Origin of the sequence: Leifsonia xyli, from assembly GCA_001647635.1 — a bacterium.
Taxonomy (GTDB): Bacteria; Actinomycetota; Actinomycetes; order Actinomycetales; family Microbacteriaceae; genus Leifsonia; species Leifsonia xyli_A.
Window position 1 is genome coordinate 1,696,455 of record CP014761.1, and the last position, 15,209, is coordinate 1,711,663.

Below are 15,209 nucleotides of genomic sequence, written 5' to 3' on the forward strand. Positions count from 1 at the left end.
CGGGCGCCGTGCGAGGGATGCTCCGTGCCGTGGACGGCACGCGGCGCGCCCGGCGCTCAGGCCGTGCGCGCCGGGAAGTACTCGTCCACTAGCGCCTTCGTCGACGCGAGGTGCGCCCGGGTGGACGCCCCGAACACGATCGACTCGATGTTCGGCTGCTGCGCCACCCATTCGATCGCCTCGCGCGCCGGGATCGCGCCGGAGGCGAAGACGCTCATGGCGACCGCGCGGAACGGCCGCTCCTCGAGGGTGCGGCGGTACGCGTCGAGCCCTCCGGACATCCGGAACCCGATCTTGTTGATGTTGGAGCACACCAAGGGGTTGTCGATGCCCTGGTCGGCGAGCACGTCGAGGCAGAGCGGCAGATTCATGGTGATGAAGCCGGGCTCCGCGCCGTAGCGGGAGCGGACGTGCTCGGCGAAGACGCCGAAGGCGTCGCGGAAGCCGAGCCCGAGCAGGAGGTCGACGACGACGTTCTGCAGCCAGACGACCGGCGTGCGCGTGCCGCGGAACATGGCGAGCTCCGCATCCACGAGGAGCGTGATGATGCCCTCCACGTCCTTCTTCGCGAGCGCGCGACCGCCGCGGAGGGCCGCGTTGACCAGCCCCTCCTCGGGGAGGAAGCGCTTGATCGCGCCGAGCATGCCCGCTTCGGTGACCGCGTCGGCGTACTTGTGCGCGTACGGCATGCTCGGCAGGAAGGCGAAGTCGGCGTGACGGGCGGGATCCGCCCGCACGCGGTCGGCGACCTCGGCGATGCGATCGTGCGTCGTGCACATGAAGGTGGTGATGCCCTCGTCGTATGCGGCGTCGATCACCTCCATGATGGCGTCCACATGCTGGAACCGCATCGCCTGCGCCCGCGCCTTCTCCTCGGACATGTGGTTGACGCCGAAGAACTGGTTGTCGCCCAGCAGCAGCCGGTCGAGCACGACGGGCTCCGGACGCGCGGCCTGCGCCGCGCTCGGGGTCGGGGCTGAGGTGGTCATCGTCTCCTCCAGGGGAAGCGTCGTGTCGACGAGGCGGGGGCCGGGGTGGAGGCGGCGACGCCGTCGGCGGTGGTGTGCGGCGCCTCGGCGTCCGCGGTGAGCAGCGCGAGCGCGCGGTCGGTGGCCGCCGCGCTGGCGAAGGAGTTGAGCCCGTCCGTACGGCGGGCCAGAACGCTGTGCACGAAGTAGTCGAGCTGGGCGCTGTACTCCTCGCCGCGGAGGTAGAACCAGACGGGGTCGGTCAGCTCGGTGGTGTAGCGCACGTTCCAGCCGCGCGTGTAGCCGTCGATCTGGGGCGCGGTGTCGCGCAGGTAGACCTGCACCTCCTGCCGGTCGACGTGGATGCGGCCGGCGGTGCCGGAGATCGTGAGCTGCGTCGTCATCTTGCGGAACGACTCGTCGGACCAGTCGACGGAGAGCTGCCCGCTGATGCCGTCGGCGAAGTACAGCGTCCCGTAGACCTGGTCCTCGGTTGAGGCGGAGAACACCGACTCCAGCACCGTGCCTCCCGCGCCGAGGACGTCGCCCGCGTACCAGGTCATGAGGTCGAGGGGATGCGCCGCGTAGTCGTACAGCGCCCCTCCCCCTCGTTGCGATCGCTGCGCCAGGTGCCGCCCTTGCCGCGCAGGACCACCGGGCCGTAGGCCTCGGCCTGCAGGTGCGTGACCCGTCCGATCGCGCCGAGGTCGAGGAGGCGCTTCACCTCCCGGAAGGCGCCGACGAACCGGTTGTGGTAGCCGACCTGGGTGACGCGGCCGTGGTCGGCGGCGAGCCGCGTCAGCTCCTCGGAGTCGGCCGCGGTCAAGCTGAGCGGCTTCTCACAGAAGACGTCGACGCCGGCCTCCAGGAGCGCGCGCACCATGGGGGCGTGCAGCTTGGTCGGCGTCGCGACGACCACGGCGTCGACGTCGCTGCCGGCGAGCATCGCGTCGATCGAGCCGAAGCCGGGAAGCCCCGTGTATTTGGAGAGCACGTCGAGCATGTAGCCCGCCGCGTCGACCACCGCCACCACCTCCACATCGGGATGGGCGTTGATCATCGAGAGGTGGGAGAGGCCCATCTTGCCGAGGCCGATCACGCCGACGCGCACCGTGCGGGCGGGGGCGTCCGCCGTGGTGTCGTCAGCGGGCCGGGTCGAGGGTGCGTCGATCGTCATGTGTGCGCTCCAGGTAGGAGGCGAGCACATCGCGGTACTGACCGGCGACGTGCTCCCAGGTGAATTCGGTGGCGTGGCGCTCGCGGGATGCGGCGGCGAGCTGCGCACGCAGGCCCGCGTCGGCGACGAGGCGGTCGATCCGCTCCGACGCCTCCGCGACGGTGCTGAAGTAGAGGGCGGCGTCCTGCGCCACCCACCGGTTGTACGGGTTGTCGTGGGCGAGGACCGGGTTGCCCGCGGCCATCGCCTCGACCAGCGACGGGTTGGTGCCGCCGACGGTGTGGCCGTGGAAGTATCCGAGGCCGTGGAAGCGGAGGGCGGCGATCCGCTCGGGCTCGTAGACCGACCCGACGAACCGGACCTCGTCGCTCGCGGCCTCGACGACGGCGCGGTGGTAGTCGTCCTCGTCGGGCCGGTAGGAGCCGAAGACGGCGAGCTGGACGCCGCGGGGGCGCTCGGAGAAGGCGGTCACCAGCTCCAGGATCGAGTTCTCGGGGATGGGCCGGCAGATGAGCGTGAAGTACCGTCCCGGCTCGAGCCCCAGCTCGTGGGCCGGCGCCTCCGGGGCATCGTCGACGCGGTAAGCGCCGTACGTGATCATCGTGATCTTGCGCGCCGGCGCCTTGCGCCGCAGGTACACCTCGATCTCGGGGTGGTCGGCGATGAGGGTGTCGCCGACGACGCACGCGATCCGCTCGTTGACGTAGAGGATGGCCTGTCTCGCCTTGCCCCACCGGGCGCGGGACCATTCGATGCCGTCCATGTTGATGACGTTCGGGATGCGCCGGAGGCGCTGCCAGACGTTGAAGACGGCCGTGTTGTAGCCGAAGGTCAGGTGGAGGCCGGGGCGGCGGGATGCGTGGGCGATGGAGCGGAGGTCGAACCGGCTGGTGCCGAGCCATCCCGTCGCGGCGACCGGGATGGTCACCCGCTGGATGCCGTTCCACTCGTCCTCGACGATCGGGCCGCGCCCTTCGGCCTGGCAGTAGACGATGACCCGCCAGCCCTGGTCGCGCAGGAAGAGGGCGACGTTCTCGGCGGCGGTCTCGAAGCCGCCGTAGTTCGCCGGCACGCCGTGGGTGCCCAGGATGCGCACGGTCGGGACGTCGGCGCGGACGCGCGTTCTCGCCATTCGTTCCTCCCCTCGGCGAATGCCGCGATGACCGCGGTCGGGTGCGATCGAGGCAACAGTAACGCAGATCAGAACAAAGTGAATAATGCTCACCCCCGGATTGGGGGCACTTCCGTCTCGGCCGGAAGGCGATAACCTGTACGCAATGTTGAGGAACTGTCACTTCATCTGAGGGGACACGACTCGGCCCGACCCGACCCCCCATGGAGACCCGACCATGAATCGACTGCCACGAGCGCGAACGCTCGCCATCACCACAGCCATCGCGCTCGGCATCGGCACCTTCTTCGCCGCCGGTCCCGCGTTCGCGGATAGTGCTCCACCCGATCCGACGAACCCCGCGACACCCCCCACCACCACCTCTGACGTGCTCCCCACCCCGCAGATCGACGGCGTCGTCTGGTCGCAGGCCGTGGTGGGCAACATCGACTACGTGGCGGGCAAGTTCACCACGGCCCGGCCCGCCGGGTCCGCCGCCGGCGTCAACACGGTCCCGCGCAACAACGTGCTCGCGTTCGACGTGACGACGGGCCAGCTGGTCACCAACTTCGCCCCCCAGCTCAACGCCCAGGCACTCGCGGTCGCCGGCTCCCCCGACGGCACCAAGGTGTACGTCGCGGGCGACTTCACCACGGCGGACGGCGTCGGCGCCTACCGCATCGCGGCCTACAGCACCGCGACCGGACAGCGCATCGCCTCCTTCAAGCCGGTCATGGGCTCGTCGGTCCGTGCGCTCGCCGTGACCAATAACGCGGTGTACGCCGGAGGCTGGTTCACGACCGCCAACGGCGTCGCCAAGCAGCGCGTCGCGGCCCTCGACCCGAACACCGGCGCGACGCTGCCATTCCAGGCCGACGCCGACTACAACGTCAACGCGCTCGCCGCGAGCACCGACGGTTCGAAGGTCTACGTCGGCGGCCAGTTCGCCAGCCTCTCCGGCATGGCCGCGCTCGGCCTCGGAGCGGTGGACGCCACCTCCGGCTCCTACCTGCCGTGGGCGGCCAACCAGGTGGTCCAGGACTACGGCAAGAACGCCAGCATCACCGCCCTCGCCGCGACCTCGACCGCCGTCTACGGCTCGGGCTACGACTGGGTCGGCGGCACGGGCAACCTCGAAGGCGCGTTCTCGGCCGACCCGAACACCGGGAACATCCAGTGGATCGAGGACTGCCACGGCGACACGTACTCCGTGTTCCCGACGAACAACGTCCTCTACGCTGTCGGCCACCCGCACTACTGCGGCAACATCGCAGGCGGCGGGTTCCCGCAGACCTCGCCGAAATGGACGTTCCACCACCTCCTGGGCTTCTCGGCCGCAGCGGTGGGCACCCTCGCGAACGACCCGATGGGCTACTTCAACTGGGGCGGCAAGCCGTCTCCGGCGCTCCTGGACTACTTCCCGAACTTCACCACCGGCACGTACACCGGTCAGGGCCAGGCCACCTGGTCCATCGCCGGCAACTCGAAGTACATCGTGGCCGGCGGCGAGTTCCCGAGCGTCAACGGCGTCGCCTCGCAGGGCCTGACCCGCTTCGGCGTCCGCTCGGTCGCCCCGAACAAGGTCGGCCCGCAGGGCATCCCGCTCGTGCCGAACGCGGTCTCGTTCGCCAGCGGGCAGGTGCGCGTCTCCTGGAACGCCACGGTCGACCAGGACAACGGCTACCTGACCTACAAGGTGTACCGGGACGCGGAGAAGACGCCGGTCTACACGACCACGCAGCGGTCCAACTTCTACACGACCCCTCCGATGGGCTTCATCGACACCGGCCTCGTTCCCGGATCGACGCACGTCTACCACGTGAAGGTCAACGACCCGGACAACAACACCGTCTCCCGTGACACGCCCAGTGTGACCGTCTCGTCGGCCAACGGGTCGAGCGGGTACTCCGACAGCGTGACCGGTGCGGGCGCCAGCGCCTACTGGCCGATGGACGAGACCAGCGGCGCGACCGCCTACGACCACGTCGGGTTCAACGACCTGACGCTGCCGAGCGGTGTCACCCGCACGACCAACGGTCCGCTCAGCGGGTCCGGAGCCGCCGTCTTCGACGGGAACAGCTTCGTGACCCCGGGTCAGCAGATCACCGGTCCGAACACCTTCACGGTGCAGGCCTGGATCAACACCACCACCACCTCCGGCGGCAAGATCCTCGGCTTCGGCAACTCCAACACCGGCAGCTCGGGCAGTTACGACCGCCACGTCTACATGGACAATCAGGGTCGCATCTGGTTCGGCGTGTACCCGGGCGGCGTCGCAACCGTGAACAGCGCGGCCTCCTACAACGACGGGAAGTGGCACCAGCTCACCGCGAGCCTCAGCTCGAGCGGCATGCAGCTGTACGTCGACGGCAAGCTCGTCGGCAGCCGCACGGACGTGACCACGGGCCAGCAGTACTCCGGGTACTGGCGGATCGGCGGGGACAACCTCAACGGATGGCCCTCGCAGCCCTCGAGCCAGAACTTCGCCGGCTCGATCGGGCAGGTCGCGCTCTACCCGACCGCGCTGAGCCGCACCACCATCGCCTCCCAGGTGGTGGCGGCCGGCCAGCCGTCCCCGATCCCGCCCGCGCCGGCCGACTCCTACGGGGCCGCGGTGTACGCGGGGAACCCGGAGTTCTACTGGCGGCTCGGCGAGACGCTCGGCTCCACGGCGGCGGACTCCGGCCCGAACGGCGTGACCGGCAACTACATCGGCACCTACACCCAGCAGCAGGCGGGAGCCCTCGCGGGCGTCTCGAACACGGCGGTCGCCTTCAACGGCGGCGCGGTGGTCAACGGGACGCAGGACTCGAACCCGACGGTCTACACCGAAGAGGCGTGGTTCAAGACGACCACCACCTCCGGCGGCAAGATCATCGGCTTCGGCAACGCCACGAACGGCACCTCGAGCAACTACGACCGCCATGTCTACATGCAGGACAACGGCCAGCTGGTGTTCGGTGTCTGGACCGGTCAGACGAACACCATCACCACCGGCCCGTCCTACAACGACGGGAAGTGGCACCAGGTGGTCGCGACGCAGGGCTCCGACGGCATGAAGCTGTACGTCGACGGCCAGCTCTCCGGGACCAACCCGCAGACCCAGGCACAGGGCTACAGCGGCTACTGGCGGGTCGGCGGCGACACCACCTGGGGCTCGTCCAGCCCGTGGTTCAACGGCACGATCGACGAGGCGGCGGTCTACCCGACCGTGCTCGACGCGACGACGGTGCTGAACCACTACAACCTGGGCACCGGCAACAAGCCCAACCAGGCGCCCACGGCGTCCTTCACGGCGACGATGACCAACCTGAGCGGAGCGTTCGACGCCACGGCGTCCAGCGACCCGGACGGCACGGTCGCCTCGTACGCGTGGGACTTCGGCGACGGTCAGACGGGGATCGGCGCCACACCGACCCACGTCTACCAGAACGCGGGCACCTACACGGTCACGCTGACGGTCACCGACAACTCCGGTGCGGCGTCCGCCCCCGTCACCCAGCAGGTGGTCGCCACGAAGGCGAACCAGGCCCCGACGGCCGCGTTCACCTCCTCGGCGAGCAACCTCACGGCCTCGTTCGACGGCACCACGTCGAGCGACCCCGACGGGACGGTCGCCTCGTACGCCTGGGACTTCGGTGACGGCCAGACCGGCACCGGAGCGACGACGACCCACGCCTACGGCGCCGCCGGCACCTACACGGTGGGCCTGACGGTCACGGACAACCAGGGCCTCGCCTCCACGGCGACCACCCACACGGTGACGGTGACCGCTCCGGTCAACCAGCCGCCGGTGGCCTCCTTCACCTCCACCACGACGAACCTCACGGTCTCGGTCGACGGATCCGGATCCTCCGACCCCGACGGCACGATCGCGAGCTACGCCTGGAACTGGGGCGACGGGGCGACCAGCACGGGAGCGACGGCGTCGCACCCGTACGCGGCGGCCGGCACCTACACGGTCACCCTGACGGTCACCGACAACCAGGGCGCCACGGCCCAGAAGACCGCCACCGTCACCCCGACGGCGCCGGTCGGACCGCAGCCCCTCGCAGCCGACGCGTTCGGCCGCACGCTCGCCAGCGGGTGGGGCAACGCCGACACCGGCGGCGCCTGGACCGTCTCCGGAGGGGCGACGAACTACTCCGTCGCTCCGGGCTACGGCCAGCAGTCGGCCACCCTCGGCGCCAGCCGCACGAGCTCGCTGAACGCGGTCTCGTCGACGAGCACCGACTCCACGGTGAAGTTCAGCACCACCACGATGCCGACCGGCGGCGGGACCTACGTCTCGGTCATCGGCCGACTGGTGGGGGCTACGGACTACGAGGCGCGGGTCTGGGTGAAGTCGACCGGCCAGGTGCAGCTCCAGCTCCTGCAGGGCTCCACCACCCTCTCGGCGGCCAACATCGCGGGCATCACCTACAACGCGGGCGACACCCTGTCGGTCCGGGTGCAGGTGACCGGCACGAACCCGACGACCATCCGGGCCTCGGTCTGGTCCTCGTCGCAGGCGGCGCCGGCGAACTGGCAGCTGCAGGCGACGGACTCCACCGCCGCCCTGCAGGTCGCCGGCAGCGTCGGCCTCCGCGAGTACCTGTCGGGTACGGCGACCACCAGCCCGGTGATCGTCCGGTACACCGGCTACCAGGTGGTGCCGGTGGCCTGAGCGGAACATCAGCACACACGACCGGGCGAGGCGTGCAGTACGCCTCGCCCGGTCACCCATTCGGCCGCAGGGCCGGACGAGTACCATGAGACAACTTCTCAGCCGGACCGACCCCGGCTCATGCGCCCGACCCGCAGATGAGAGGCACGACGATGACGGGGACTTCCGTTGACCACCTGATGATCCAGGTGCTCGGCGTCGTCGCGGCCGCCCTCCTGCTGATCGTCCTCCGGCGTGCTCCTCGCGCCTCCGTCGCGCTGTGGCTGGCGGCGCTCTGCTTCATCCCGATCTGGCTCGGCGTCGGCGTCGGCCTGAACGGCAACCTCTTCCTCCCCGCCGTGAGCGCGGTCGGGCTCGTCGTGATCATCGCGCTCATCCCGGTGCCGGAGTTCCGCCTCGTGCCCGCTGACCTCTTCGTGCTGATCCTGCTCGCTCTCGGCGTCGCCGGACTGTTCGGCGCCAACGCCTCCATCGCCTTCGGCACCCTCGTCACGATGGCCACCTACTTCGCCGTCGGCTACGCGGTCGGTCGACTGGCGGCGCTCCGCGTCTCGGGCGCGTTCCTCAGCGGAGCCATCGCCGTCGCGTTCACGATCGTCGGCCTGTTCGCCCTGGCGGAGTACCTCACGAAGTTCAACCCGTTCATCCTGCTGCACGCCTCGAACGGGCTCTACAGCGCGTGGGGGACTATCCAGATCCGCGGCGGCGTGCCGCGGGCGGAGGCCGCCTTCGGCCACTCGATCGCCTTGGGCGCGAGCCTCGCCCTCGCGATCCCCTTCGCGGTCGCCGCGCCGTTCAAGCTCTGGCTGCGGCTCGCGATGGTCGCGGTCATGCTCGGCGGATGCGTCGTCAGCTTCAGCCGCACGGCCATGCTCTGCGCGGCCATCGCCCTGCTGCTCTCGGTGTTCTTCTCGCGCGAGCTGTCCGTCCGGGTGCGGGCCATCATGCTCACCGTGCTCGGTGTCGCGACCGTGGTCGCGGCTCCGCTGGTCCTCTCGGTGTTCGACGACGCCGGCACGGAGGCGACCGGGAGCGCCGACTACCGCGGCGACCTGCTCTCGCTCATCGGCAGCATGAACCCCATCGGCGTGGCCGACTCCGCGCAGAAGGACTCGGCCGGGACGCTGCACTTCGCGCACTTCGTCTCCATCGACAGCCAGCTCGTCCTGACCGGCCTCACCAACGGCTTCCTCGCCATGCTGCTGGCCTGCATCGCGCTCGTCGCGGCCGTGTGGACCGTGCTCCGCGGGAGGGCCACGACGGGCACGATCGCCCTCGTCGCCCAGATCCCCGCGCTCGCCACCGTCGCGCTGATCACCCAGTACTCCATCTTCCTCTTCGCCGTCGCCGGGATAGCCGCGAGCAGCCAGTCGCTCGCGCGCTCCCGCCGGATCGCGGAGGCGGAGACGTCCCTCACGGCCCCGACCGGCCCGTACCGCCCGATACCCCTTAAGGAACCGTCATGACCCGGAACCCGTATCTCGCCCTGTTCCGCCACTTCTGGTACGTCGTCGTCGCCGGCGCGCTCATCGGAGCGCTCGCCGGCTGGGGGGTGAGCCAGCTCGCGACCCGCATGTACACCTCGACCACCAGCATGTACTTCTCGCTGAGCGCGGGCGTCTCGGGCAACGACATCAACCAGGGGTCGACATACACGCAGAACCAGATGCTGAGCTTCGCCCAGCTGGCCACCTCGCCGGTCGTGCTGCAGCCCGTGATCGACAGCCTCGACCTGAGCGTCGAGCCCGGCACCCTGGCGAAGCAGATCTCGGTCACCACACCGCAGAACACCGTCGTGCTGCAGCTGGATGTGACGGACACGTCCCCGAAGCAGGCGACCGACATCGCCAACGCGGTCGCGGCGAGCCTGCGCACCGAGGTGGAGGACATCGCTCCGAAGAACGCTCAGGGCAACGGCACGGTGACCACGCGGGTGATCGAACCGGCCGTCGAACCCGCCGGCCCCTCGGCGCCGAACGAGCGCCTCAACATCCTCCTCGGACTGATCGTCGGCATCCTCGCCGCCGCCGGCGCCCTGCTGCTCTGGGAGGCGCTCAGCACGCGGGTCGACTCGGAGGAGAAGGCGCTCGCCGTCACCGGCGCGCCCAGCCTGGGAACCGTCCGCCGGCGTCGTGGAGCGGCACAGGGCCTCGCGATGGTGGGCGACACCCGATCGCCCAGCGCCGAGGACTTCCGGCAGCTGCGCGCCAACCTCGAGTTCGTGGCGGTGGACGTCGAGGCTCCGGTGTTCGTGATCACCTCCTCCGTGCAGGGCGAGGGCAAGTCCACCGTCGCGACGAACCTCGCCATCGCCCTCAGCGAGGGCGACAAGCGCGTCCTGCTGATCGACGCCGACCTCCGGCGGCCCGCCGTCGCCCACTACACCGGCATGGTCCCCGACACCGGTCTGAGCACCATCCTGGCCGGGCGGATCTCGCTCGAGGACGCCGTCCAGCCGTGGGGCGACGGCGCCCTCACCGTGCTGACGGCCGGACGCATCCCGCCGAACCCGAGCGAGCTGCTGTCGTCGCGGGCCATGGCGGCGCTCATCGCCGAGGCGCGGAAGAGGTACGACGTGATCGTGATCGACACCCCGCCGCTCGGCGCGGTCGCCGACGCCGCCTCGCTGGTCTCGGTGGCCGACGGGACCGTCGTCGTCGTCGACCGGACGACCGTCCGCCGCAGCCAGCTGACACACACCGTGGACGCCATCCGGCGTGCGGGCGGTTCGGTCGCCGGCGTGGTGCTCAACAAGGCGCGGGGCAAGCGCTCCGGCACCGCGTACTACTACTACAAGGAGGACGAGGTCCGCGGCGCGTCCGGCGCGCCCACCTCGCACCATGCGACCGAGGGGCGCGCCCCCAAGAACCGCCTGCTGATCCCACGCCGGAGCGAGCCGACCGCGAAGCCGGCCGAGCCGGAGGTGAAGCCGGACGCGCAGACGGACGCGAACCCGACCGAGGCCGAGACGGAGACCGAGGACTCCCCCTCAGAGACCGCCCCGCTCAGCCGGAAGTGACGACAGCGCCGGCCGCCCCGCGAGGGACGGCCGGCGCTGTGGTCGAGGGTGGGCTACTTGACGAGGACGATCGGCGAGGCGCCGCTTCCGACGGTGACGCGGAAGGCCTTCTGGCTGTCGGCGGGCACCGAGAACACGTACTCCCCCGACGCCTGCTCGCCCGCGGCCAGCGTCCCGTTCAGTCCCTTCGTCTCGGACGTGACAGGGGACGCGGGGGTGTAGTCGTCGCCGAAGTAGCCGTTGATGCTGAGCGAGCTGAGGTCGACGGGCTTGGAGCCGCCGTTGTGGACGACGACGGTGGCCTTCATGCCGGGCCCGCTGACCTCGCCCGGTCCGGCGGCGGACACGGTGACCTCGGTGAACGGCGAGACCGTGACGGTCACGTCGCCGCCGAAGGGCGTCGTGTCACCGGTGGTGACGGTCTGCGCCACGGGAGCGCCGAAGCGCGGGTCGGGCGTAGGCGTCGCATCCGGCGCCTTCAAGGAGCCGGTCGGCGTCGACGTCGGCCCGGCGATGGCGGGTGCGCTCGGCACGGGGGTTCCGACCGCGACGAGCGTGTGCGTCGACGTCGGTGTCGAGGACTGCGCGGACATCACCCCCCAGGTGACGCCGGCGGCGCAGAGCAGCACCGCGCTGCCCCCGGCGATCCACGGTGCGATGCGGTGACGACGTGGTGTGACGTCGTCGTTGTCGTCCGGAGTGGTCATGGCAGTGCTCCCAGTCGCACGATGTCGGGAGTTCCGTGCGCGAGAAGTCTACCGCGAGGAATTCTCACCTTTCTGGCCCCTGTTGGTGGGGGTTGCGGCGATCCGGCGCCCCTCCCGCACCGCGCGCAGCGCGAGGAGGAGCAGTCCGGGATGCCGCACGAGCTGCCGCCGGCCGCCCTGGAGCAGCACCTCCCATGCGATCCGCAGCGACAGGCCGAGGGCGCTCCACCGACGGACCGTCGCCTCGTCGAGATTGAGGCGGGCGAACAGGAAGCGGTTCCGGATGTTGTACGCGTAGTACACGTCCGATTTCGGCTCCCCCGCCGACTGACGGCCGTCGGACTGCGTGCCGCCCTCGGCGTGGACGGCGACGGCGTCCTCGCGCACAACCAGGCGTCCGCCTTCGGCCACGACGCGCCAGGACAGGTCGACGTCCTCCCAGTAGAGGAAGTACTCGCTGCGGAAGCCGCCTACGCGCTCCCAGAGCTCGCGCGTCAGCATCAGGCAGGCGCCGCTCAGCCAGAACGCGCGCTCCGCGCCGGGGAGGCGGTCGCGGGCGCGGGGCGAGCGGATGCGACCGTCCGCCAGGTAGAGGTCGGAGCCGATGGACCACACCGACCCGTCCGGCCGGTCGATGCGCGGAGCGACGAGCGCGAGCGGATCCTCCGCCACGGCCGCTTCGAGCCGGTCGAGCGCGCCCGGGGTGAGGCGCGCATCCGGATTGAGCAGCAGCACGCGCTCGGCGCCCGACGCGAACGCGCGCGCGACGCCCAGGTCGCATCCGCCGCCGAAGCCCACGTTCGTCTCGGGCGCGACGAGCTCCCAGTGCCGCCCCTCCGCCAGCCGACGCGCGCGCTCGCGCTCGGCCGGCCCGGAGTAGCTGTCGACGAGGACGATCAGCACATCCGGCCGCTCGGCTTCGAGCTCGACCAGGTTGCGCGAGATCAGGGGCGAGGCGCCGTAGTTCACGACGACGATCGCGGTGGTCGGGGCGGGACGGGTCACGCCGGAATACCCCCAATAAAGGTGAGAAAACTTCGCTTTCGGGCGATTTCACCCTATCCTGAACCCATCACCGGTACAGCGCCGGCGCGTCGAATCTACCCGAACCCGACCAGGGAGGACGTCGTGACTTTTCGCCGATTCATGTTCGACATGAAGCGGGACCTGTTCCTCCGCGACAACAGCGCGATGTACGAGCGCCTGCTGCACGATCAGCGGTTGGAGCCTGAGCAGCTCGCCGCCGTGCAGACCCGCCGCGCTATCGACCATGCGCGTTTCGCCTACGAGAACACCCGCTTCTACCGCGACCTCTACACCGACGCCGGGATCACCGCGGACGACCTGCGCGACCCGGCCGCGTTCACGTCGCTGCCCATCGTCCACAAGGCCGACGTGCGTGCCCACTTCGACGACATCCGATCGTCGGAGGCCACCGCGCAGAACTCCATCGTCTCCACCTCCGGCGGGAGCACCGGAGAACCGCTCAAGCTCCTGCGCGACCTGCGCACCCCCACGCGCACCATCGAGTGGCGGCTGTTCAGCTGGTGGGGCGTCCACCCCTCCGACAACGTGGCGCTCGTCTCCCGGCAGGTGAAGAACAAGAGCGCCACGCGCAAGCACGACCTGCAGTGGTGGCCGTCGCGCCGCATCCAGCTCGACGCCTACAGGATGGACGAGAACTCGGTGAGCGAGTTCCTGTCCCGGTGGAGCTCGGTCGAGCCCGAGGTGCTGGTCGGCTACGTCGGCGGCATCGTGGAGCTCGCCTCGTTCCTCGAGCGGTCGGGCATCGCCTTCCACTCGCCCAAGGCCGTCGCCGTGACCGCCGCCCCGATCACCCCGGCGCAGCGCGCGCTCATCGAGCGGACCTTCGGCGCCCCGGTGTACGACCACTACCGCTGCGCGGAGATCCCGTGGATGGCCGGCGAGTGCCGCGAGCAGAACGGCATGCACGTCTTCGCCGACGTGCGCGTGATCGAGGTGCTCGACGAGCAGGACCGCCAGGTGATCCCCGGTCAGCTCGGCGAGACGGTTGCCACCGATCTGACGAACCGCGTGTTCCCGCTGATCCGCTACCGGCTCGGCGACCGCACGACGACGATCCCGGGCACGTGCGCGTGCGGCGTCACCCTGCCGCGCATCGCGAACGTCGCGGGCCGCGTCTCCGAGGCGCTGCACCTGCCCGACGGCCGCGTCGTCGCCGGCGAGGGCCTGACCCAGCTGTTCAGCAACGCGATCGACCAGGTGCGCCAGTTCCAGGTGCACCAGCTCTCCGACTACTCCATCGTCGTGCGCTGCGTCCCCGCCCCGGACGAGAACGCCGTGGTCGCCATCGAGCACTCGGTGGACCGCATCCGCGACATCGTCCGCGGCAGCGTCCCGGTCCGGCTGGAGCTCGTCACCTCGATCCCCCACGACGGCGGCAAGATCCGCTACATCCGCAGCGATGTCGCCGCATGATCCGGACGGGGCCCTGACCGTCCTGCAGGGTTTCCCCGTCCCGCGCCCCACCACCAACCCGTACCTCGTCATGCTCGCGCAGTCGCTGCGCGACCAGCCGGGGGTGACGGTGCTGCCCTTCTCCTGGCGCACCGCGATCCTCGGACGCTACGACGTGTATCACTCGCACTGGCCCGAGATCCTGGTCGGCGGACGCACGCCGCTGCGGATGCTCGTGCGGCAACTGCTCGTGCTGGTGTTCCTCGCGAAGCTCGCCCTGTTCCGGATCCCGATCGTCCGGACCGTGCACAACGTCGGCCTCCCGGACGGGCTGAATCGGCGCGAGCGGGCGCTGCTCGCGCTCATCGACCGGCGGACCGCCGTCCGCATCGTCCTCAATCCCGAGACGCCGGTGCCCGCCGGAGCCGCGGTGGAACTCATCCCGCACGGTCACTACCGGGACTGGTTCGCCGGGCAGCCCCGCTCGGAGCGCGTGCCGGGGCGCGCGGCGTTCACCGGGCTCATCCGCCGCTACAAGGGCGTCGAGAGCCTGATCGCCGCGTTCCAGGAGGCGCACCGCGCCGACCCGTCGCTCAGCCTGACCATCGGCGGCCGGCCCACGAGTCCCGAGCTCGAGTCGGTGGTGCGCCAGGCGGCGTCCGCCGGATCCGGCGTCGAGGCGACGCTCCGCCACCTCGACGACGCCGAGCTGGTGGCAGCGGTCACCGCCGCCGAGCTCGTCGTGCTCCCCTACCGCTTCATGCACAACTCCGGCGGGGTGCTCGCCGCGCTCTCGCTCGACCGGCCGGTGCTCGTGCCGCGCAACGCTGTCAACGAGGCCCTCTCGCGGGAGGTCGGCCCCGGATGGGTGCTGTTCTTCGACGGCGAGCTGTCCGCCTCCTCCCTGCGCGACGCACTGGAAGGTGTGCGCTCGACGGCCCGCGCCGTTTCGCCCGACCTCTCCGCCCGGGGGTGGGAGCGCACCGGCGGCGCCCACGTGCGCGCCTACCGGCGGGCGATCGCGCTCACCCACAAGCGCCGTGCGCGCGACGGCGAGCCTGCCACCACATCCACCGCATCCGCCCGGACCGAGCCGCGGGAGGTCACCCCGTGAAGCGACAG

General features: G+C 70.5%; 10 protein-coding genes and 1 pseudogene. 5 read left to right on the plus strand and 6 right to left on the minus strand.

Annotated features, from left to right (window positions below):
* Positions 1-56 precede the first annotated feature (56 nt).
* From A0130_08370 to A0130_08385, 4 genes are read right to left on the minus strand one after another with little or no spacing between them, the layout of a single operon-like run.
* Positions 57-989, minus strand: coding sequence for a hypothetical protein (locus A0130_08370; protein ID ANF31682.1), 933 nt, complete (start codon positions 987-989; stop codon positions 57-59).
* Positions 986-1,531: a hypothetical protein gene (locus A0130_08375; GenBank protein ANF31683.1), complete on the minus strand. Its 546-nt coding sequence runs from the start codon at positions 1,529-1,531 to the stop codon at positions 986-988. The genes A0130_08370 and A0130_08375 overlap by 4 nt, the downstream gene beginning before the upstream one ends.
* Positions 1,528-2,145 (minus strand): hypothetical protein, encoded by a 618-nt coding sequence (locus tag A0130_08380; protein ANF31684.1) that lies wholly within the window; start codon positions 2,143-2,145, stop codon positions 1,528-1,530. Before A0130_08380 ends, A0130_08375 begins: the two co-directional genes overlap by 4 nt.
* Positions 2,111-3,277 carry a glycosyl transferase gene (locus A0130_08385; protein ANF31685.1) on the minus strand — a complete coding sequence of 389 codons (1,167 nt, stop codon included), beginning with the start codon at positions 3,275-3,277 and terminating at the stop codon, positions 2,111-2,113. Before A0130_08385 ends, A0130_08380 begins: the two co-directional genes overlap by 35 nt.
* Before the next feature lie 217 nt (positions 3,278-3,494).
* Here A0130_08385 and A0130_08390 point away from each other — a divergent pair, with 217 nt between their 5' ends.
* From A0130_08390 to A0130_08400, 3 genes are all read left to right on the plus strand, one after another.
* Positions 3,495-7,922, plus strand: coding sequence for a cell surface protein (locus tag A0130_08390; protein ID ANF31686.1), 4,428 nt, complete (start codon positions 3,495-3,497; stop codon positions 7,920-7,922).
* 179 nt (positions 7,923-8,101) lie between these two features.
* Positions 8,102-9,388 carry a hypothetical protein gene (locus A0130_08395; GenBank protein ID ANF31687.1) on the plus strand — a complete coding sequence of 429 codons (1,287 nt, stop codon included), beginning with the start codon at positions 8,102-8,104 and terminating at the stop codon, positions 9,386-9,388.
* The gene (locus A0130_08400) at positions 9,385-10,941 is read left to right on the plus strand and encodes a hypothetical protein (GenBank protein ID ANF31688.1); all 1,557 of its coding nucleotides are present in this window, start codon (positions 9,385-9,387) and stop codon (positions 10,939-10,941) included. The genes A0130_08395 and A0130_08400 overlap by 4 nt, the downstream gene beginning before the upstream one ends.
* Before the next feature lie 53 nt (positions 10,942-10,994).
* Here A0130_08400 and A0130_08405 read toward each other — a convergent pair whose 3' ends face one another.
* Complete coding sequence (locus tag A0130_08405; protein ID ANF31689.1) at positions 10,995-11,648, minus strand: hypothetical protein; 654 nt, start codon at positions 11,646-11,648, stop codon at positions 10,995-10,997.
* Between the two features lie 48 nt (positions 11,649-11,696).
* Positions 11,697-12,653: a hypothetical protein gene (locus A0130_08410; protein ANF31690.1), complete on the minus strand. Its 957-nt coding sequence runs from the start codon at positions 12,651-12,653 to the stop codon at positions 11,697-11,699.
* A gap of 141 nt (positions 12,654-12,794) precedes the next feature.
* Here A0130_08410 and A0130_08415 point away from each other — a divergent pair, with 141 nt between their 5' ends.
* Both A0130_08415 and A0130_08420 read left to right on the plus strand, forming a co-directional pair.
* Positions 12,795-14,108: a hypothetical protein gene (locus tag A0130_08415; GenBank protein ANF31691.1), complete on the plus strand. Its 1,314-nt coding sequence runs from the start codon at positions 12,795-12,797 to the stop codon at positions 14,106-14,108.
* Positions 14,095-15,114 (plus strand): annotated as a pseudogene (locus A0130_08420) (glycosyl transferase). Before A0130_08415 ends, A0130_08420 begins: the two are co-directional and overlap by 14 nt.
* Positions 15,115-15,209 lie beyond the last annotated feature (95 nt).